Below are 19,578 nucleotides of genomic sequence, written 5' to 3'. Positions count from 1 at the left end.
ACAAATTATTCTCTAATCACAATAACATCGTCACCTTCAATTTTTAAAATCGTTGAAGACTTTTCTGCTATTTTTTCTTGATGCAAATCTACCACATAATCTACATTCTTTAAAATTGCTTCGTTTATTTCTGAAAATGATTTTGGTGTGGGCTCTCCACTTACGTTTGCAGAAGTAGAAACAATAGGTTTTCCAAACTCTTTAATTAACTGAATACAAAACTCATCCTTTGGAATACGAATAGCAATTGTATTGTCTACAGCAATGGTGTTAGCTGCTAATCCTTTTGGGTTATTGTAAATAATGGTAGTAGGTTTTACTGATGTCTTTAAAATTTCCAAAGCTTTTTCAGGAATATTACCTACATGGTTTTGCAACATTTCAATAGAGTCTACCAAAATAATTAGACTCTTCGATTCTTCTCTATTTTTTAATTGATAGATTTTCTTAACAGCTTCTTGGTTAGTTGCATCACAACCCAATCCCCAAACTGTATCAGTTGGATAAAGAATCGTTTTTCCATTAAGTAAGTGGTTCTTTATTTCTATAATCATCGTACAAATTTATACTTTAAACTATTACACTACATCAATAAAAAAAGATATTTTTGCTTTATGAGTAAAAACGCACTTTTAGACTATAAAGCCACAGGAGGTTATTTTAATATTGGAGATTATGTTCAAAGTATCGCTGCTAAGCAATACTTTTCGAATATTGATTTACTTCTGAATAGAGAGTACTTGAATGATAAAAATATTGAACCTTGTAAATTGATTATGAACGGCTGGTTTATGTATAAAACCAAAAATTGGCCCATATCTCCTAATATTGATCCTTTATTTGTTTCTTTTCATTTAAATGCACATATAGCAGATACTTTATTAAGTAGACAAGAAAACATCACTTATTTAAAACAGTATGAACCTATTGGATGTAGAGACTTTTACACTGTAAATATTTTAAAAAAATATGGAGTTGATTCGTATTACTCTTCTTGCTTAACTACTACTCTTCCTAAGATTGAGGTTCCTAAAACAGATGATATTGTATTTTTCGATGTCCTTTTTAACTTAGATAAGAAATCTTATTACGAAAGAATTCCTAGACACTATTACCGTGATTTAATTAAGTTTAAATTACCTAAGCTTCAAGATCATAAAGAGTATTTAAAATCTATATTTCCTGAAGAAATAGTTAACAATGCTAAGTTTGAAACTGCATTTTATAAAGAAAAAGGAACTACTTCTGAAGATAGGTTTAAAGAAGCGGAGCGCTTGTTAAAAACATTTGCCTCAGCAAAACTGGTAATAACCTCTAGAATTCACTGTGCGCTGCCTTGTTTAGCAATGGGAACTCCTGTTATTTTTATCATGGGAGGGTTAAATAATTCTTCTGACTTATCAAGATTGGATGGAATTGTACAGCACTTTAACATGGTTAATCTTGATTCTGGGCTTGATTTAAGTTCGTTAAAAAACTTAAACTTAATTAAACTTGATGAAATAAATTGGGAAGAACCAATTCCTAATCCTACAAGTCATCTACAATACACTCAGCATCTAATTGATCGTTGTACTGATTTTACAAAGAATTAATATGATAAAAATTACCCTTATTGATTAAGAATTTAATTCTATTCTTAATCAATAAGGGTAATTTAACTGCTTTTCTTTTAAGGCTATCAACTAAATATGAAAAGCCTTTTTGTTTATTTCCCCAAGAATCTTCCCACCAGTGAATACATACTGTTTCTGGTTTAATACATTCTTGTGTAAACTTTTCATTCCACGCAAAAGGAAAAAAGTATTCTGTTGGCAACAATAAAACATCATTTAAATGCTGCTTTTTATACTCTTTCAATCCGTAACTCAACAATACTTTCGATACTATTGGTGGACCGCCCATTGCATTAAAATATAAGCGTTGTTTTTCTTCTGTTGCTTTAATACAATCTAAAATGAAACCATTGCCTTTTTCTCCTCCAATAACGGCAGAATTTAATGGATACTTTTCAGACTCTAATGTTCCTTGAAAACCAACAAACGCTTTTTCATTTAATAAATGGTCAAAAGTAGTAACCATTTCTATATCTGTATCTACATAAATCCCTCCTTCTTTATATATAGAATACAACCGAACATAATCTGTAATAAACGACCATTTTTTTTGTTTGTATAACATTTTTAAAAAAGGTAATTTATCAAAAGGTGTATTCGTTTCATCCCATTTCTTTATGGTATAATCAGGTAGTTTTTCCTCCCATGAAGCAATACATTTTTTTATTGTTTCATTATACTCACCTTTACCATACCAACAGAAATGTATAATTTTTGGAATCATTTAATAATTGTATTTTTGACCGCACAAATCTACAATAATATTTACACATGAATATAAGTGGTCTCGTAATTACTTTTAATGAAGAAGCAAACATTAAAGATTGTATTATTTCTTTAAACAGCGTATGTGATGAAGTAATTATAATTGATTCTTTTAGTTCTGACAAGACTGTTGAAATAGCAGAATCTATGGGAGCTAAAGTTTATTTACAAAAGTTCTTAGGAGATGGACCTCAAAGAGTACATGGGCTTCAATTTTGTAAGAATGATTGGATTCTAAACTTAGATGCTGATGAACGCCTTGATGAAGATAGTTTTGAATTTATTAAGAGCGGAAAGTATTTAAATGAACCTTACGATGCTTATAATTTTAGACGTAAAAACTTTTTAAAAGATCAACCTATTGATTTTGCCGGATGGTACCCATCGTATACTTGTAGGTTTTTTAACAAGCAAACCGCTAAACCTGCAACCACCAAAGTTCATCAAAGCATACAAGCCGCCAATTTAAAAACAACCAAACTTCATTTATTACACTATGGTTGGAAGGATTTTCATCAAATTATAGGAAAATATAACTTATATACTACTTGGCAATCGGAAGAATATTTTGAACAAAACAAAAAAGTAAACTTCTTTACCCCTATAGGGCATGGACTGTGGTCTTTTTTACGTTGTTACATTCTTAAGAAAGGTATTTTTCACGGATTAGACGGAATAACATTTTCTATGATGCAAGCCTTTTTTTCTTATATGAAATATGCAAAACTTAGAAAATTATATGAAAACAATAAAAAAGGGAAGATTTAAAAATCTTCCCTTTTTTATATACTATTTATGTTTTCTTAAACCGCTACATCGTACTCTCTAAGAGCATCATTTAACGAAGTTTTCTTGTTTGTACTCTCTTTACGTTTACCAATAATTAAAGCACAAGGAACTTGATATTCACCTGCAGCAAACTTCTTCGTGTAACTTCCAGGAATTACTACAGAACGTGCTGGTACTACTCCTTTCATTTCAACTGGTTCATCACCTGTTACATCAATAATTTTAGTACTCATAGTTAATACCACATTCGCACCTAAAACAGCCTCCTTCTCTACTCTAACCCCTTCAACAACAATACAACGAGAACCGATAAAAGCTCCATCTTCAATAATTACCGGTGCTGCTTGTAAAGGTTCTAAAACCCCTCCAATTCCTACTCCACCAGATAAGTGTACGTTTTTACCAATTTGTGCACAAGAACCTACAGTTGCCCAAGTATCGACCATCGTACCTTCATCAACATACGCTCCAATATTTACATAACTAGGCATTAAAATAGTTCCTGCTGAAATATAGGCTCCGTGACGAGCTACAGCATTTGGTACTACACGAATTCCTTTTGCTTCATAACCTCTTTTTAATGGAATTTTATCGTGATATTCAAAAATACCTGCCTCTAACGTTTCCATTTTTTGAATAGGAAAATACAACACTACTGCTTTCTTTACCCATTCGTTTACCTGCCATCCATTGTCCGTTGGTTCCGCAACGCGTAAATCTCCTGCATCTAATAAATCTACTACTTTTCTAATAGCATTAATCGTAGTTTCTTCCTTCAGTAAATCGCGGTTATCCCACGCTTTTTCTATAATTGATTGTAATTCTGTCATTTTAAATAATATTTTTCAGCAAAAATAAAGTTGCTTTCAAGAATATACCGCGAAGATACATTTTTTAAACAGATATTTCTTCCTTGTTTAATTTAGCTACCTTTGCAAAAACTTATAGAATGGGCAGGATATTAGCCATAGATTTTGGAAAAAAAAGAACAGGAATTGCTGTAACCGATGAGCTTCAAATTATTGCTTCGGGTTTAACAACTGTAAACACCTCTGAACTTATCGCATTTTTAAAAGAGTATACTCAAAAAGAAAACGTTGAACTTTTTTTAGTAGGAAAACCAAAGCAGATGGATAATTCTGATAGTGAAAGTGAAGTACTCATAACTCCTTTTCTTCAAAAGCTTGAAAAAGCTATTCCTTCTATCCCCATAAAACGTGTAGATGAGCGTTTTACCTCTAAAATGGCTTTTCAAACAATGATTGATAGCGGTTTAAAGAAAAAACAACGTCAAAACAAAGCTTTAGTAGACGAAATAAGTGCTACAATCATCTTACAGTCGTATTTATACAACAAATAATTTTCTACCAAAAGCATTCTTTGTATTTTTGCATTCCTTAAAATTAAAAAGTAAATGATTTTACCCATTGTAGCATACGGAGATCCCGTTTTACGTAAAGTAGGAAAAGAAATCGATAAAGATTATCCGCAGTTAGAAAAACTAATTGCCGATATGAGAGAAACAATGTACAATGCTAACGGACTTGGTTTAGCGGCTCCTCAAATAGGAAAAGACATTCGTTTGTTTATTATTGATGCTTCTCCTTTTGCTGAAGACGAAGATTTAAGTGAAGAAGAGAAGAATTTCTTTAAAGACTTTAATCGTGTTTTTATCAATGCGAAAATCGTTAAAGAAGAAGGTGACGAATGGGCTTTTAATGAAGGATGTTTAAGCATTCCTACCATTAATGAGGATGTTTTTCGTCAAGAAAAAGTTACTATTGAATACCAAGATGAGAATTTTGAAAAACACACGGAAACCTTAAGCGGATTGCCTGCTCGTGTTTTTCAACATGAATATGATCATATTGAAGGAGTTTTGTTTACCGACAAACTTTCTTCTTTAAAAAAGAGATTAATTAAAAAGAAATTAGACAATATTTCTAAAGGGAAAGTAAACGCTGGATATCGCATGCGTTTTCCTAATGCTAAGAGATAATAGTTATACACTAAAAAACATTAAGACATGGAATTTAACAAAATTATAGCTGTAACAGGTAAGCCAGGTTTGTATGAAATCTTATCACAAACTAAAACAGGAGTTATCGTAAAGTCTATTGTTGACGGTAAACGTTTTCCTATTACTGCTACTCATAACGTAAGCTTATTAGAAAATATCGCTATTTACACGTACGAAGAGGAAGTACCTTTAGCGCAAGTACTTAAAAATATTGCCGATAAAGAAGATGGTAAAGAAGCTATTTCTCACAAAGAAAGCGCTAATAAATTAACTACTTATTTTGGCGAAGTATTACCTGGATTTGATGAAGAGCGTGTATATGCTTCAAACATTAAAAAAGTAATTCAGTGGTACAATATCTTAGCGAAAGGTGATTTTGACTTTAGCACGTTAGCAGAAGCTGAAGAAACAACTACAGAAGAAGCTTAAATCGTGAATACTCGTAAGCAACAGTTAGCCGCCTTTAATCGTTTGTTAGACATCATGGACGATCTTCGTGAGAAGTGCCCTTGGGATAAAAAACAAACCTTACAAAGTCTGCGTCATTTAACTATTGAAGAAACCTACGAGTTAGCAGATGCTATTTTAGACAACGATTTACAAGAAATAAAAAAAGAATTAGGCGATGTGCTTTTGCACATCGTCTTTTATGCTAAAATAGGTAGCGAAAAACAAGCTTTCGACATTGCTGACGTTGCCAACGCCATCTCAGACAAACTTATCGACCGTCATCCGCATATTTATGGTGATGTGGTTGTTGAAAGTGAAGAAGACGTTAAGAAAAACTGGGAAAAACTCAAACTAAAAGAAGGGAATAAATCGGTTTTAGAAGGCGTTCCTAAAAGTTTACCTGCGGTAGTAAAAGCCAATCGTATTCAAGATAAAGTTGCTGGCGTTGGTTTTGATTGGGAAGAACCACATCAAGTGTGGGAAAAGGTTCAAGAAGAGCTTTCTGAATTGAACGACGAAATCAAAAACAACAATCAAGAGAAAATAGAAAAAGAATTTGGAGATGTCTTATTCTCTATGATTAACTACGCGCGTTTTATTGGAGTAAACCCTGAAAACGCCTTGGAAAAAACCAACAAAAAATTCATCAATCGCTTTCAGTTTTTAGAAGAAGCTGCCAAAAAAGAAGGCAAACAACTTTCTGACATGACCCTCGCTGAAATGGATGTTCATTGGGAAAATTCAAAAGAATTCTTCAAATAAACTAATCTATTCGTCATTCCGAACGCAAGAGAGGAATCTCACTCAATGAAGTTCCAATTACTCTTTAGAGTCACAAACACTCTATTATTAAGATGTAACTCTGTTGAATCTTATGGTTTCTCAGTTGTACCTTCTTAGAAATGACAACTCTCGAACGTCATTATAAGTACCATAACACACGACACTACTGTCCGTTGACATCAGACAGTACTATCCTATGACTTTAGACACTACTGTCTGAAGGTTAAGACAAAATCTACATAATGTAAAAAGTATTGTTGATATTCTTTTTCTTGATAAAAAGAAACAAAAATCAAGACTTCCCATAAAATCTTGAGAAAATACTACGACACCTTCCACTGATAAAAAGAATTGTTCGTGTTATCTTTATTTTTTATCAAAGAACTCATGAATCTAACGATTTCGCTATCGCTCAAACAGCTTTTTATCTTACGCCCACTACTGCTGTCTTGATTTTTAAAGATTTTCTTGTAGGTCATAATATAAGACGTTAATATGAAAAGAATAGCAACATCCATAACTAATGCCTTTAATTGTTACTACTCCCTGCTATGATATTTCCTGTCATTCCGAACGCGAGAGAGGAATCTCATCCAATGAAGTCACAGATACCATTTAGAGTTACAAATATTCGATTATAAGGTTTCTCACACTCCGCTATCGCTTGGTTCGAAATGACAACTCTCGAACGTCATTATAAGTACCATAACACACGACGCTACTGTCAGAAGGTTAAGACAAAATCTGCATAACGTAAAAGTACGAGTACCTAATAAAGTGAAGCAATCTTTGTATCCACTAAAAGATAGCCACGTCGTTATCACTCCTCGCTATGACGTTACACGTCATTTCGACCGAAGGGAGAAATCTCACTCAATGAAGTTCCAAATATCTTTTAGAATTGCAAATACTCTATTATAAGATTTATCAGTCCTACCTCCTTCGAAATGACAACTCACAACCGTCATTGCGAACATAGTGAAGCAATCTTTATGTCGACTATAAGATAGCCACGTCGTTATCACTCCTCTCTATGACGTTACTCGTCATTTCGACCGAAGGGAGAAATCTCACAATTTAGAGTACAACTACCAATATTTCCCTATTTTTACTCTATGAATATAATCATCATCACCGGAGGAAGTAAAGGAATCGGTAAAGCCTTAGCCGAAAAATACGTACAAGAAAATTACAGAGTATACTCACTATCCAGAAGCATTGTCGATTTGGAAAATGTGGTACAGCTTTCTGTGGATTTATCTGATACCAAAGCCACACACAACACGTTTAAAATGTTATTAGACGAAATTCAGAAATTGGAAGTTTCATCGATTACCTTGGTGAATAATGCGGGAAGACTCGGTACCATAGCGAACCTAGAAAATATTCCTTCGGAAGATATTGCCAAAAGTATTCATTTGAATACCACTACTCCACTTATTTTATCGAGTTTGTTTATTGAAGCCACACAACAGTTAACCTGTAAAAAACAAATTATTAGTATTTCTTCTGGAGCTGCGGTAAAACCGTATGAAGGTTGGAGTATTTACTGCACGTCTAAAGCTGCGATTGATATGATGACCAAAACCATTGCTGCGGAACAAAACGAGCTTGAACATGGCGTAAAATGCAATGCAATTTACCCTGGTGTGGTAGATACCAACATGCAAACTGATATTAGAAGTACCGATGAAAAAGATTTTAAAAACGTACAACGCTTTATCGATTTAAAAGAAAACGACCAGTTGTACACTCCTGAGTACGTTGCTGAAACCATTTTTACCATAGACACCCAAAACAAACTACAAAATGGGGATATTGTGGATATTCGTAATTTTTGATGAAGATTAATATGAAAAAGAAAACAATACTGCTAACAATTTGTCTTCTAGCGTTTATAACTATAGGACATTCACAATCAAACGATACAATAAGAGGGAAAATTATTTCTTCTATCACTCGCAAAAAACCAGTAGGAGAAATAGTTATCTCTGAAAAAGGTAGTACTGATTTTATTAAAGCAGATAGCTTAGGTTATTTTAAATTTATTACCAAAAACAAAAAATCTGAATATCATTTAGTTATAATTGCAGGAGATTATGATGTCCAAGAATTTGTCTTTAAATCTAAATGGCTAAACTATAAAAGACCTAAACATATAGTTGTTAATGCTAAGTGTAAACTGAATAAAAAGAAAGCATCATCAGATTGGAAAACTGGTAAAGCCAAACTTTATTTAATGGGTGGAATTGCCCCCATAGCTACTACTAAAAAAGATAAAAGATTTGAAAGAAAATATGGTGTTGAATATTATGATTTTGGTTGCGAAGCAAGACTACCTGAATGTTTAATTGATTACAATACAAGGATTTTTAAAACTTTAGATTTAAAATTTGGAAGAAAATGGAGAAAGACCGTAAGAAAAGATGTTATCGGCTATCAATAGCAATTCTTAACACATATACACAAAACAAATAAAAAATGGGGTTTTTGGTTATTAAAAATTTTCAAAACTCTATCCAGTTTGAATCTCAACTTAATTTCTGTTAACTTCACTACCAACAAATAATTTTTAAATTAAATGACTACAGAGGAAATAATAATAACTATACTTTCAAGTTCATTAGTTACTTCATTTTTCACTGCATATTTTCAAAGACTTTTGCAGAAATCTGATTATAAATTAAAATACTTTGAAAAAGTAACAGAACGAAGATTACATGCTTATGAACAAGTAATTAACATAACAAGCTTACTAAAAGTTTCTACTAAAGAAAAAGAGAAGCCTTGGTCATTTATTTTGGGAAGTATAGATATTTACCATGAATTTATGGTTAAATTAGCTACTACAGTTTTGTCTAATATTTGGTATTCAGACGACTTAAGAAATAAGTTAACAGAATTGAATATTTTTCTAAAAAATTTAGAAACTGAGTATGAGTTCAGTAATGATTTAGAAATTCAAGAAATAGGGAAACAATACCGTAATGATATTAGAAAACTATCAAATGAAATATCTACTATTCTGCACCGAGACTTTAAAAACTTGAATGATATTGATAAATTTAATCGAAAAACAGGAAAATCATCAAAAGTTTTCTTAGTTAAATAAAAAGGTTTAAAAAAACCATCTAATAAGCATCCACATCAATAATAAAACGGATCGGTCTAAAATCTTTTACAGCTTCAAAGGTATTTTTAATTTTTTGTAACTGCTCTTTGGTTTTTCCCAACGATTGTTTTGGTGGAATTTTGATCACTAAATTTTTAATATACTGGTTTCGAATACGAGAAATCGCAGGTGCTGTGGGGCCTAATACATTTTCGTGAAACACATTTTGTAACGCTTTTGCTAACCAGTTGATACCGTTATCAACACGCGTGTAATCTTTGTGTTTTAAGGTTATTTTTATCAAGCGATAGTATGGCGGATAATGAAACTGCCAACGATCTTGCAATTGTTCTTTATACATTTCTGTATAATTATTGGTAGATACCTGCTGCAAAATCTGATGGTATGGGTTGTAGGTTTGTATGGCTACATTCCCTTGTTTTTTGGTACGTCCTGCCCTACCCGATACTTGCACCATCAACTGAAAGGCACGTTCATGAGCTCTAAAATCAGGGAAGTTTAGCATAGAATCCGCATTCAGGATTCCTACCAACGATACATTTTCAAAATCCAACCCTTTCGAAAGCATTTGCGTTCCTACCAAAATATCAATTTCTTGCGCTTCAAAAGCTCCAATAATCTTTTGATACCCATATTTTCCTCGGGTGGTATCCAAGTCCATTCGTCCAATAGTATGGTTCGGAAATAGCTCTTTAAGTTCCAATTCTATTTGCTCCGTTCCAAAACCTTTGGTATCTAAGGTAGCACTTCCACAAGCTCCACAGCTATTCGGCATTGCACGTTGGTAATGGCAATAATGACATTTTAACTCTTTACGGAATTTATGATAGGTTAAACTCACATCACAATTCGGACATTGAGGAGAAACACCACAAGTTGTACACTCTACCACAGGCGAAAATCCACGTCGGTTTTGAAATAAAATAACCTGCTCTTTTTCCTCCAACGCTTCCGTAATCATTTTTAATAAACGATCCGAAAAATGACCATTCATTTCCTTTTTTCGATGCTTTTCTTTAATGTCTATCAGCTCGATTTTAGGCAACTGAATGTTCCCGAAACGACGCGTTAATTCTATAAATCCGTATTTGTTTTGCTCAGCATTAAAATAACTCTCTATTGATGGTGTTGCAGAACCTAACAATACTTTTGCTTGGTGTAAATGACCTAATACTACTGAAGCATCACGCGCATTGTAACGTGGTGACGGCTCAAATTGCTTGTACGACGTTTCGTGTTCTTCATCTACCACAATCAACCCTAAGTTTGAAAATGGTAAAAACAACGAAGAACGCGCTCCTAAAATAACCTGCGCTTTCGGTTTATTTTCTAACACATTATTCCACACCTCTACCCGTTCGTTCATCGAATATTTTGAATGGAATACCGAAATAAAATTTCCAAAATAATTTTGTAAACGGGTAATGATTTGGGTTGTTAAGGCGATTTCTGGTAGTAAAAACAACACCTGTTTTCCTTCAGCAATCACTTCTTTAATTAGTTTTACATAAATTTCTGTTTTACCAGAGCCTGTAACCCCGTGTAATAAACTTACCTGTTGTGTTTCAAAAGAAGTTTTTATTTGATTGAAGGCTTCCTGCTGAAATTCATTCAGTTCTTTTATCTGATTCGTTTCTCCTTGATAATTGATACGATCGGTTTGAATATGATAAAACTCAAAAATATCTTTCTCTACCAAGGCTTTTAAAACTGTTGAAGAAGCTCCCGATTGTTCTTCTAAATCTTTTGCTTTTATTGGCTTTTTAGCCGCTGCTAACTGAAAATACGTTAACACAGCTTCTCGTTGCTTTTTCGCTCTTGAAAGTTCCTCTAGAAGCGTTTGTAAGCCTTCATTTGAGTTATAGTTGTTATGTAACCGAACATACTTAACCAGTTTAGGTTTGTACGTTTCGTAAATTTCTTCTTTAATGTAAATTGCGTTCTTCTCAATCAATCCGTTAATGATAGGAAGTACGGTTTTCTTTCCTAAAATATCAGCAACCTGATGAATGGTTAACTGTGAATGATGCTGTAAAGCTTCAAAAATTAAAAACTCCTCATCGGTTAGTATTGCTTCCTCTTCAAAGTTTTCATTTTTATAGATGATGGTTTCACTTTCTAGCAAAAATGCTGAAGGTAAAGCTGCCCTGTACACATCTCCTAATGAACACATATAATAGCTCGAAATCCACTGCCAGTGTTTTAGTTGTTGTTCCGTTATAATAGGCGTATCATCTAAAATTTGATGAATGTCTTTGGCCTCATATAATTCGGGTGCATTTTGGTGAATGTTAAACACCAAGGCAGTATAAATCTTACTTTTTCCGAAAGAAACCGCTACACGCATTCCTTTTTTTAAAAAAGAAGCTTCTGCTTCGGTTACCGTATAGGTAAACGTTTTTTGTAACGGAATGGGTAATATGACGTCGATGAAATATGGCATTATTCTACTATTTCTAATGGAACTGGTGGAGGTGGTGGTGGAAATTCTATTAAATTACCCTTCTTATCAAACAATCTGAAGTCTTTTTCCAATAATATTTGAAGAGGATATACTCTCTTTAAAGAGTCTATATTTTTCTTTTGAAAACTATTAATAAAATTAAAATATGATACTGATATAGTATCCAATGCTTTATATACTCTTTCTTTAGATTTTTTAGTTAAATCTCGATACCTAAGTAGTATTATACTTCTATCTGGACTATCAGAATATCCATAATCTTTTCCCCAATTTAACAACTGTTTATTTAAATACTCTTCAAAATTTTTAACACTAAGAACTTTTTCATCTTCATGAAAAAAAAGTGTTTTTTCTTCTTTAAAATCGCCTTCCAATACAATTGTATTTTTTTCTTTAATACAAAAAGTTGGCAAATGACACTTTATAAAAAAATTAATATTTAAGGGTATGTCATTATTTTGTGTTCTTACATACTGTTTCTTGTGAGTAATCTCCTCATAATACTCGCATTTTTCTATATAGTTTTTGAAACTAATAATTGTATCTAAATCAAAAACAAAAGTAGAATCTGTGTTTTTCTGTGTAGGAAAAACATCTTTCATAGTTAAAGCTTGCTCCTTTACTGCTTTAGAACAAGAAATAATTAGCAGAAATAAAACAGGAAGTATGTAAAAAGTGGTTTTCTTCATCTAATATCAAAACTACACAAAAATGAGTACATTGTAAACACCAAAGCTTCTATATTTATGACTTCACTAGAATGGAAAAATAAGGGTGAATTTTACACCATTAATAATCAACAAGTTTTCGTTATTGATGAAGGAAATGCTGATGAAACTCTTGTGATACTCCACGGATATCCTACGTCTTCTTTTGATTATTATAAAGCGCTTCCTTTTTTATCAAAAAAATACAGAGTGATTATTCACGATCATTTAGGGTTTGGTTTTTCTGATAAACCTTTAAACTATTCATATTCCTTAATTGAGCAAGCTGATATAGCCTTACTTTTATGGAAAAAACTAGGTTTAAATGAAGTTACAATACTAGCGCATGATTATGGTACGAGTATCGCTACCGAAATTATTGCTAGAAATAATATGAACCTGCTTCCTTTTTCTATTAAAGAACTGATTTTGTGCAATGGTAGCATGCATATTGAATTAGCCAAACTAAGAACTATTCAAAAGTTATTAAAGAATAAAATTACAGGAAAATGGGTTGCTAAATTGGCGAATCAAACTGTTTTTAACAGGAATATTCGCAAAATTTATGCTGATTCTTCTAAAGTTTCTCAGGAAGAGTTAAACGCAATGTGGTTCCAGTTAAATTATAATAACGGTCGGAATGTTATTCATTTATTAAGTAACTATATTAATGAACGTTACTTTTTTTGGCATCGTTGGATTGGCGGATTGACACAAACACCTATTCCTACAAAAATAGTTTGGGCTACCCACGATCCTATTGCTGTAAGGGCTATTGGAGAGCAATTACACAAAGAAATTCCTAATAATGAATTACGATGGCTTGAAAATACAGGGCATTTCCCAATGCTTGAAAACCCTGAAGAATGGAGTAATTTAGTACTAAGCTAACCGTTAATAGCCTAACATTTGTAGGTACAACTTTTCTACTTTAGCTCTCGCCCAAGGTGTTGTTCTTAAAAACTTTAAACTAGATTTATAGGTTGGATTCTTTTTAAAGGCATTTATGTTTAAAATCTCTCCCATTTCTTCCCAACCATACTCTAAGTATAATTCTTCTAACATGGTGGCTAGTTTTATTCCGTGAAGCGGATTATTTGGCTGTTCTTGACTCATGCTACAAAGGTAAATATTCTATTGCAGTAATTCGTCTAACAAAATTCTAATTTTATCACTATTCCAATCGGCAGGTCCTTTTTTATCTACGACAATAGTTCCGTTTTTATCAATTATAAACGTCGCAGGAATTGAATTGCTTACTAGTTGATCTGGTACTTTTGATAAAATGTTATACGTTGGTAAATCGTAGCCTTTGTCTTTATAAAAAGCATCAATTGTTGTCCAATCTTCATTACTTACAAATACAAACTCAACTTTATCTTTATAATCATTATATAGCTTTTGAATACTTGGCATTTCTGCTATACATGGTGGACACCAAGTTGCCCAAAAGTTTACAAAAACTACTTTATCTTTTGTTTCATTAAAATCTATATTCGTAGTATTTAACCCTTTTAATTTCCAATTATAGTCGACTAGCTCTTCTCTTTGTTCTTCAGTAATGGTTGAAGGTGAAAACGAAACCAGTCTAATAAAATAGACTTTTGTTGGTGGATATAGTAACAAACCAATAATAACGACAAATACAATGTTTGAGATTGTTTTTCTATTGAATTTCATTTAATTATTTTTTAGCTTGAATTGTCGTTTCAAATACTAAAACATTACAACAATTACTTTTCTTTAATCTTTCTCAAATCTACTGCTCTTAAGGCAAATCAAGAAAATATTAACAAACATTTAGGTAATATCCTCTTATAATATTACACAGATTCGCTCATATTGTTTGCTAATTTTTCAATACTTTAGCATCACTTTTTTAAAACAAACAATACACAATAATGAAAAATACAGCTTTATCACATGTACATGAGGCTTTAGGAGCAAAAATGGTTCCTTTTGCAGGTTATAACATGCCTGTACAATACGAAGGAGTAACTGCTGAACACGAAACTGTTAGAAAAGGAGTTGGTGTTTTTGATGTAAGTCATATGGGAGAGTTCTTTTTAAAAGGAGAAAATGCATTGGCTTTAATTCAAAAAATATCTTCTAACGACGCTTCTAAATTAGTTCCTGGTAAAGCGCAATATAGCTGTATGCCTAATGCAGATGGAGGAATTGTAGATGATTTAATTATTTACATGATTGCTGAAAATGAATACATGTTAGTAGTAAATGCTTCTAATATTGAAAAAGATTGGAACTGGATTTCTCAACATAACGATTTGAATGTTGAAATGGAAAATCGTTCTGAAGATTGGTCGTTATTGGCTATTCAAGGTCCTAAAGCTGCAGAAGCAATGCAATCGTTAACTTCAGTTGATTTATCGAATATTAAATTCTATACTTTTGAAATCACTGATTTTGCTGGAATTCCGAATGTAGTAGTTTCTGCTACTGGATATACTGGTTCTGGTGGATTTGAAGTATATGTAAAAAATGAAGATGTTGAACAACTTTGGAACAAGGTTTTTGAAGCTGGTAAAGATTGGGGAGTTAAGCCTATTGGGTTGGCTGCTCGTGATACTTTACGTTTAGAAATGGGATATTGCTTATATGGTAACGATATTGACGATACGACCTCTCCTTTAGAAGCTGGCTTAGGATGGATTACTAAGTTTACGAAAGACTTTGTAAATGCTGAAGCTTTAAAAGCTCAAAAAGAAGCGGGTGTTACTCGTAAATTAGTTGCATTTGAATTAACTGAGCGTGGTGTTCCTCGTCATAATTACGAAATTGTTGATACCGATGGAAACAATATTGGTCGTGTTACTTCAGGAACGATGAGTCCGTCGTTAGGAAAAGGAATTGGATTAGGATATGTTACTATTGAAAACTCTAAAGTTGATAGTGATATTTTTATCCAAGTTCGTAAAAAACAAATTCCTGCTAAAGTAGTGAAGTTACCTTTTTATAAAGGTTAATAATATTTCTTAAAAAAAAGCAGCTTTTAAAAGCTGCTTTTACCCCTTAAAGAATAATTTAATTTTCCCCAAAAAATTAAATTAAATGCTCATTTTTACTTTGAGCACTTCAAATATCTAGAACAAAAAAGCCTTTTTAGTTTTAACTTCCTTAAATGACGCCTTTTTAGATATGAGTGTGTTATTTTATTCCTTAAAAGTAAAAAAGCAGCTCCTAAAAGAACTGCTTTAACACTGTAAATCAATAATTTAAATATTATTAATCTTTTTTCTCATCGTCTTTTGATGCTTTGTTCCAGATTTTAATTTCATCTTCTGTAGTTACACCTTCTAATACTTCAATGTTTACCCCGTCTGAAACTCCTAATTTTAACTCACGCTTCTCAAACTCATCTTCACCTTTTTTTACTTCTACATACGGTTCTTCTGTTTTCTTGTCAAAACGTAATAATGATTCTTTAATAGATAAAACACTGTCTTTCTTTTCTAAAACTATGTCTGCATTAGCACTATAACCAGCTCTTACAAAATAATTATTGTCAAGTTTTACATCAGCCTTAATTTTAAATTGTACAGCTCCATTTTCTTCAGTTCCTTTTGGTGCTATAAAGTTTAATATTGCAGGAAATTTTTTGTTTTCAATAGCTCCTAATGAAACTTCTATGTTTGAACCTTTTACTAATTTACCTACTTCTGATTCGTCAACTTGTCCTTCAAAAATCATTTTTTCCATATCGGCAATCGTTGCAATGGTAGTTCCTTCATTAAAATTGTTTGATTGAATAACTTGGTATCCTTTTTTTACAGGAATTTCTACAACCATACCTGATGTTGTTGCTCTAATATTTGTATTAGCTCCGGCAGAACCTACAGATCCTTTTTTTATGATTTGGTAATCGTTTTGAGCATTTCTCAAATCATTTTTTGCTTGATTGTATGATAATTGAGATGCCTCAAACTCTTGACTAGAAATTACTCCATTATCAAAAAGTTTCTTGTTTCTATCGTATTGAGTTTTAGCATTATTTAATTGAATTTGTACTGAGTTTATTCTTCCTCTAGCACTTTGTAACGATTGTTCATTTGGCACAACTCTTACCGTTGCTAATAAGTCTCCTGCTTTTACAATAGCCCCCTCTTCTACTACAATTTTGTCTATAATTCCTGCAATTTGAGGTTTGATTTCAACTTCTTCTAACGGAACCACTTTTCCTGTAGCTACTGCTTTTTTTACGATTGTTGTTTTAAATGGTTTTTCTGTTTCATAGGTTACCACACTTTTTTGATTTTTCTTCCCTAACCAAATTAGGATGACTACAAATAATAGTGCTACTATTCCTAAGATAATTTTTGCTCTTTTGCTCATGATTAATTGATTATTTCTTTTTTTATTCTTCTCTTAATGCTTCGATTGGTTTTACTACTGTTGCCATATATGCTGGTATTAATCCTATTAAGGTTCCTAAAATTACTAGGATTAAAAAGGCCAACATTACTATGGGTATATTTACGGTTGGATTTACTAGGGTTGGATCGTCTCCACTACCAACTAAACGGTCTAGTAGAAATAATACAAATCCTCCAAAAATAATTCCTAACATTCCTGCTACTGTGGTTAAGAAAACAGATTCTAATACTATTTGTCTTCTTATACTTCTTGGGGTTGCCCCTAAAGCTCTTCTAATTCCAATTTCTTTAGTACGCTCTTTTACGGTAATTAACAAGATATTACCAATGGCAAAAACTCCCGCTATTAAGGTTGCAATTCCTACAAACCATGTTAAAAACTGCATTCCTGTTAAAAAGCCCATTAACTTATCTATCTGATCTCCTAGGTTTACACTACCAAAAGCTCTTTTATCCTCCGGATGTACTTTATGTAAGTTTTTTAAGGTTAATAGAATATCTTTTTCCATCTGCTTGATATCTACTCCTTCATTAGCAGTAATCATCATCCAGTCTACCTTATTTGAAGTGTTGTATACTTTTTGGAAGGTAGTAAATGGAATATAAGCTGTATCTCCGTCAATATCTATCGTATTTGAAGGTTTATAAACTCCTACAACCTTATAGTTTACGTTACTAATCTTCACATACTGCCCAATAGGCATTTCCATTTTATCAAACAGTTGTTTGTACATATCTTCAGAAATAACACAAACTTTTGAATTATTCTTTATGTCATTTTGATTAAGAAATCTTCCATAGATTAAATCTTTCTTTTGTACACGATCTAAAACTGGATAATCTCCACTTACTTGAAAATCTCCTGATTTAAAATCTTTAACAACAGTACCATTAGTTTGATTTCTAGGCGCTAATAGTTTTATTTCATTGGCGTATTCTTTTTCAAGAACCTCAATATCTTTAAATGTTAAATTAAATCTTCTTCCTTTTTGAAATCCTTTAAAAGGCATATCAGTTCTCTGCGTCCACATAAAAACACTATTGGTAGCAAAGTCTCCAAAAATTCTTTTAAAGTTATTTTCCATACCACGAGCAGCTCCTAATAAGACAACCAATATGAAAATTCCCCATAGTACACCTACAATGGTAATACCCGTTCTTAATTTATTTTTACGAATACTTCCGTAAATTTCTTGCCAAGTGTCTGAATCAAATAAAAACTTCATAATTAGTCTGCTCTTAGTGCTACAATTGGTTTAATTTGTGCTGCCTTTTTTGCTGGTAAATACCCTGCAATTAACCCTGATAAGATTAAAATAATGGTAGCTCCTATTACAATTCCTGGACTTACACTTGGATCTTTTATAAAGTATTTTTCTAAACTATCTCCAATAGCACTTAAAATATAGGTTCCTAAACTTAAACCTAAGTACCCTGCTATTGTGGTTATTAAAATAGATTCTTGAATTACCATACCAATAATTGAAGATGGTTTTGCTCCTAATGCCTTACGAATTCCGAATTCTTTGGTACGTTCCTTAATAACAAAAATCATAATGTTACTAATACCAATAATTCCTGCAATTAAAGTTCCTGAACCTACAAATATGACAATGAAATACAATGCAAACATAAATTGGTTGATTCCTTTGTTTGCTTCCGCCATATTTCTTACCGATAAAGCACTTTGGTCATCAGGATGAATGTCTAACTTTTTACGTAAATCTCTTTCTAGTCTATTACCAAAAGTAATGGCTTGATCAAGATTTAATTTTGGATCATAACCTATATTAATTTGACTGATGTAATCGTTATTTCCATATAATTTTTGTGCCGTTGTTACGGGCATGTAGGTTAATCGTTCTTCATTATCTCCTCCTTTATCAGAAAATATTCCGACTACTTTATATGAAATTCCATCAACGTTTACCCTTTTTCCTAAAGCTGGTTTTTCTCCAAATAAGTCTTGCTTTACAAGTCTACCAATTACAATTACTTTAGATTTGTCTTTTAAGTCTAAGTCGTTAATATACCTTCCTTCATCAATAATTGTTTTTTCTAAAAACTGATGATCTGGATGAACTGCTCTTAATTGATAATTATTTTGATTCTTCTTATAAGTAATATTTACACTCTTATATATTCTTGCTGTTAAGTGTTGAATTTTGTTTTCGTACTCTTCTTTTACGTAGTCAAAATCTTTATTTTTTAGCTGAATTCTTCTTCCTGTTTGTAACCCTTTATAAGGTTTTGATGTTTTCCATACTCTTACAAACATAGCATTGGTTGCATCGTCTACAAAAGCTGTTTTAAACTGATTTTGTAATCCTGATACAATTCCGAATAATAGTGTAAATAGTAAAATGGCAAAGGCTACTGTGAATCCTGATAAAACCGAACGCAACTTATTTTTACCAATACTTTGAAATATTTCTCTCCAACGATCTAAATCAAACATAA

21 protein-coding genes are annotated in these 19,578 nt (G+C 32.2%); 11 read left to right on the top strand and 10 right to left on the bottom strand.

Annotated features, from left to right (window positions below):
- Positions 1-5: 5 nt before the first annotated feature.
- Complete coding sequence (locus tag D6T69_RS09395; RefSeq protein ID WP_125067495.1) at positions 6-554, bottom strand: L-threonylcarbamoyladenylate synthase; 549 nt, start codon at positions 552-554, stop codon at positions 6-8.
- 60 nt (positions 555-614) lie between these two features.
- On the opposite strand from D6T69_RS09395, the gene D6T69_RS09390 reads away from it, so the two are divergent.
- The gene (locus D6T69_RS09390; RefSeq protein ID WP_125067494.1) at positions 615-1,595 is read left to right on the top strand and encodes a polysaccharide pyruvyl transferase family protein; all 981 of its coding nucleotides are present in this window, start codon (positions 615-617) and stop codon (positions 1,593-1,595) included.
- Here the strand turns inward: D6T69_RS09390 and D6T69_RS09385 are convergent.
- A complete protein-coding gene (locus D6T69_RS09385) occupies positions 1,582-2,340 on the bottom strand; it encodes a glycosyltransferase family 32 protein (RefSeq protein WP_125067493.1) in 759 nt (252 codons plus the stop codon). The two genes, D6T69_RS09390 and D6T69_RS09385, sit on opposite strands and share 14 nt — an antisense overlap.
- Positions 2,341-2,387: 47 nt before the next feature.
- Between D6T69_RS09385 and D6T69_RS09380 the strand changes: the two genes are divergently transcribed.
- Positions 2,388-3,149 (top strand): glycosyltransferase family 2 protein, encoded by a 762-nt coding sequence (locus tag D6T69_RS09380; protein ID WP_125067492.1) that lies wholly within the window; start codon positions 2,388-2,390, stop codon positions 3,147-3,149.
- A 35-nt stretch (positions 3,150-3,184) separates the two neighbouring features.
- Here the strand turns inward: D6T69_RS09380 and D6T69_RS09375 are convergent, their stop codons facing one another.
- The gene (locus D6T69_RS09375; protein ID WP_028891899.1) at positions 3,185-4,000 is read right to left on the bottom strand and encodes a 2,3,4,5-tetrahydropyridine-2,6-dicarboxylate N-succinyltransferase; all 816 of its coding nucleotides are present in this window, start codon (positions 3,998-4,000) and stop codon (positions 3,185-3,187) included.
- A 119-nt stretch (positions 4,001-4,119) separates the two neighbouring features.
- Here D6T69_RS09375 and ruvX point away from each other — a divergent pair, with 119 nt between their 5' ends.
- The 7 genes from ruvX (at position 4,120) to D6T69_RS09340 (ending at position 9,535) form a co-directional block, all read left to right on the top strand.
- The gene (ruvX, locus tag D6T69_RS09370) at positions 4,120-4,530 is read left to right on the top strand and encodes a Holliday junction resolvase RuvX (RefSeq protein ID WP_125067491.1); all 411 of its coding nucleotides are present in this window, start codon (positions 4,120-4,122) and stop codon (positions 4,528-4,530) included.
- Positions 4,531-4,584: 54 nt separating this feature from the next.
- Entirely contained in the window at positions 4,585-5,169 is a 585-nt protein-coding gene (gene def, locus D6T69_RS09365; RefSeq protein ID WP_125067490.1) for a peptide deformylase, read from the top strand.
- Positions 5,170-5,196: 27 nt separating this feature from the next.
- Positions 5,197-5,619 (top strand): DUF5606 family protein, encoded by a 423-nt coding sequence (locus D6T69_RS09360; protein ID WP_125067489.1) that lies wholly within the window; start codon positions 5,197-5,199, stop codon positions 5,617-5,619.
- 3 nt (positions 5,620-5,622) lie between these two features.
- Entirely contained in the window at positions 5,623-6,402 is a 780-nt protein-coding gene (mazG, locus tag D6T69_RS09355; protein WP_125067488.1) for a nucleoside triphosphate pyrophosphohydrolase, read from the top strand.
- A 1,136-nt stretch (positions 6,403-7,538) separates the two neighbouring features.
- Positions 7,539-8,264, top strand: coding sequence for a (S)-benzoin forming benzil reductase (locus D6T69_RS09350; RefSeq protein WP_125067487.1), 726 nt, complete (start codon positions 7,539-7,541; stop codon positions 8,262-8,264).
- A gap of 11 nt (positions 8,265-8,275) precedes the next feature.
- Positions 8,276-8,869 (top strand): FEKKY domain-containing protein, encoded by a 594-nt coding sequence (locus tag D6T69_RS09345; RefSeq protein WP_125067486.1) that lies wholly within the window; start codon positions 8,276-8,278, stop codon positions 8,867-8,869.
- 135 nt (positions 8,870-9,004) lie between these two features.
- Positions 9,005-9,535 carry a hypothetical protein gene (locus D6T69_RS09340; protein WP_125067485.1) on the top strand — a complete coding sequence of 177 codons (531 nt, stop codon included), beginning with the start codon at positions 9,005-9,007 and terminating at the stop codon, positions 9,533-9,535.
- A 19-nt stretch (positions 9,536-9,554) separates the two neighbouring features.
- On the opposite strand, the gene priA is transcribed toward D6T69_RS09340, so the two are convergent.
- Both priA and D6T69_RS09330 read right to left on the bottom strand, forming a co-directional pair.
- On the bottom strand, positions 9,555-11,999 hold the full coding sequence (gene priA / locus D6T69_RS09335; protein WP_125067484.1) for a replication restart helicase PriA: 2,445 nt from the start codon (positions 11,997-11,999) through the stop codon (positions 9,555-9,557).
- Positions 11,999-12,709, bottom strand: coding sequence for a hypothetical protein (locus D6T69_RS09330; protein WP_125067483.1), 711 nt, complete (start codon positions 12,707-12,709; stop codon positions 11,999-12,001). The genes priA and D6T69_RS09330 overlap by 1 nt, the downstream gene beginning before the upstream one ends.
- Positions 12,710-12,766: 57 nt before the next feature.
- Here D6T69_RS09330 and D6T69_RS09325 point away from each other — a divergent pair, with 57 nt between their 5' ends.
- Positions 12,767-13,618 carry an alpha/beta fold hydrolase gene (locus D6T69_RS09325; protein ID WP_125067482.1) on the top strand — a complete coding sequence of 284 codons (852 nt, stop codon included), beginning with the start codon at positions 12,767-12,769 and terminating at the stop codon, positions 13,616-13,618.
- 3 nt (positions 13,619-13,621) lie between these two features.
- Here the strand turns inward: D6T69_RS09325 and D6T69_RS09320 are convergent, their stop codons facing one another.
- Both D6T69_RS09320 and D6T69_RS09315 read right to left on the bottom strand, forming a co-directional pair.
- Positions 13,622-13,843 (bottom strand): VF530 family protein, encoded by a 222-nt coding sequence (locus D6T69_RS09320; RefSeq protein WP_099214301.1) that lies wholly within the window; start codon positions 13,841-13,843, stop codon positions 13,622-13,624.
- A gap of 18 nt (positions 13,844-13,861) precedes the next feature.
- A complete protein-coding gene (locus D6T69_RS09315; RefSeq protein WP_125067481.1) occupies positions 13,862-14,407 on the bottom strand; it encodes a TlpA family protein disulfide reductase in 546 nt (181 codons plus the stop codon).
- 221 nt (positions 14,408-14,628) lie between these two features.
- Between D6T69_RS09315 and gcvT the strand changes: the two genes are divergently transcribed.
- A complete protein-coding gene (gcvT, locus tag D6T69_RS09310) occupies positions 14,629-15,711 on the top strand; it encodes a glycine cleavage system aminomethyltransferase GcvT (protein WP_125067480.1) in 1,083 nt (360 codons plus the stop codon).
- A 259-nt stretch (positions 15,712-15,970) separates the two neighbouring features.
- Here gcvT and D6T69_RS09305 read toward each other — a convergent pair whose 3' ends face one another.
- From D6T69_RS09305 to D6T69_RS09295, 3 genes are read right to left on the bottom strand one after another with little or no spacing between them, the layout of a single operon-like run.
- Positions 15,971-17,077 carry an efflux RND transporter periplasmic adaptor subunit gene (locus D6T69_RS09305; RefSeq protein ID WP_125067479.1) on the bottom strand — a complete coding sequence of 369 codons (1,107 nt, stop codon included), beginning with the start codon at positions 17,075-17,077 and terminating at the stop codon, positions 15,971-15,973.
- Between the two features lie 22 nt (positions 17,078-17,099).
- A complete protein-coding gene (locus D6T69_RS09300) occupies positions 17,100-18,344 on the bottom strand; it encodes an ABC transporter permease (RefSeq protein WP_125067478.1) in 1,245 nt (414 codons plus the stop codon).
- A gap of 2 nt (positions 18,345-18,346) precedes the next feature.
- The gene (locus D6T69_RS09295; RefSeq protein WP_125067477.1) at positions 18,347-19,576 is read right to left on the bottom strand and encodes an ABC transporter permease; all 1,230 of its coding nucleotides are present in this window, start codon (positions 19,574-19,576) and stop codon (positions 18,347-18,349) included.
- Positions 19,577-19,578 lie beyond the last annotated feature (2 nt).

The organism is Tenacibaculum singaporense (assembly GCF_003867015.1).
Classification (GTDB): Bacteria; Bacteroidota; Bacteroidia; order Flavobacteriales; family Flavobacteriaceae; genus Polaribacter; species Polaribacter singaporensis.
This window is presented reverse-complemented; position numbering and strand designations above follow the sequence as displayed.

Coding starts and splice junctions, on each gene's coding strand:
- def (WP_125067490.1), top strand. CDS start 4,585: ATGATTTTACCCATTGTAGCATACGGAGATCCCGTTTTACGTAAAGTA.
- D6T69_RS09340 (WP_125067485.1), top strand. CDS start 9,005: ATGACTACAGAGGAAATAATAATAACTATACTTTCAAGTTCATTAGTT.
- D6T69_RS09330 (WP_125067483.1), bottom strand. CDS start 12,709: ATGAAGAAAACCACTTTTTACATACTTCCTGTTTTATTTCTGCTAATT.
- D6T69_RS09345 (WP_125067486.1), top strand. CDS start 8,276: ATGAAAAAGAAAACAATACTGCTAACAATTTGTCTTCTAGCGTTTATA.
- D6T69_RS09320 (WP_099214301.1), bottom strand. CDS start 13,843: ATGAGTCAAGAACAGCCAAATAATCCGCTTCACGGAATAAAACTAGCC.
- gcvT (WP_125067480.1), top strand. CDS start 14,629: ATGAAAAATACAGCTTTATCACATGTACATGAGGCTTTAGGAGCAAAA.
- D6T69_RS09305 (WP_125067479.1), bottom strand. CDS start 17,077: ATGAGCAAAAGAGCAAAAATTATCTTAGGAATAGTAGCACTATTATTT.
- D6T69_RS09395 (WP_125067495.1), bottom strand. CDS start 554: ATGATTATAGAAATAAAGAACCACTTACTTAATGGAAAAACGATTCTT.
- ruvX (WP_125067491.1), top strand. CDS start 4,120: ATGGGCAGGATATTAGCCATAGATTTTGGAAAAAAAAGAACAGGAATT.
- D6T69_RS09315 (WP_125067481.1), bottom strand. CDS start 14,407: ATGAAATTCAATAGAAAAACAATCTCAAACATTGTATTTGTCGTTATT.
- D6T69_RS09300 (WP_125067478.1), bottom strand. CDS start 18,344: ATGAAGTTTTTATTTGATTCAGACACTTGGCAAGAAATTTACGGAAGT.
- D6T69_RS09295 (WP_125067477.1), bottom strand. CDS start 19,576: ATGTTTGATTTAGATCGTTGGAGAGAAATATTTCAAAGTATTGGTAAA.
- priA (WP_125067484.1), bottom strand. CDS start 11,999: ATGCCATATTTCATCGACGTCATATTACCCATTCCGTTACAAAAAACG.
- D6T69_RS09325 (WP_125067482.1), top strand. CDS start 12,767: ATGACTTCACTAGAATGGAAAAATAAGGGTGAATTTTACACCATTAAT.
- D6T69_RS09380 (WP_125067492.1), top strand. CDS start 2,388: ATGAATATAAGTGGTCTCGTAATTACTTTTAATGAAGAAGCAAACATT.
- D6T69_RS09390 (WP_125067494.1), top strand. CDS start 615: ATGAGTAAAAACGCACTTTTAGACTATAAAGCCACAGGAGGTTATTTT.
- D6T69_RS09350 (WP_125067487.1), top strand. CDS start 7,539: ATGAATATAATCATCATCACCGGAGGAAGTAAAGGAATCGGTAAAGCC.
- D6T69_RS09385 (WP_125067493.1), bottom strand. CDS start 2,340: ATGATTCCAAAAATTATACATTTCTGTTGGTATGGTAAAGGTGAGTAT.
- D6T69_RS09360 (WP_125067489.1), top strand. CDS start 5,197: ATGGAATTTAACAAAATTATAGCTGTAACAGGTAAGCCAGGTTTGTAT.
- D6T69_RS09375 (WP_028891899.1), bottom strand. CDS start 4,000: ATGACAGAATTACAATCAATTATAGAAAAAGCGTGGGATAACCGCGAT.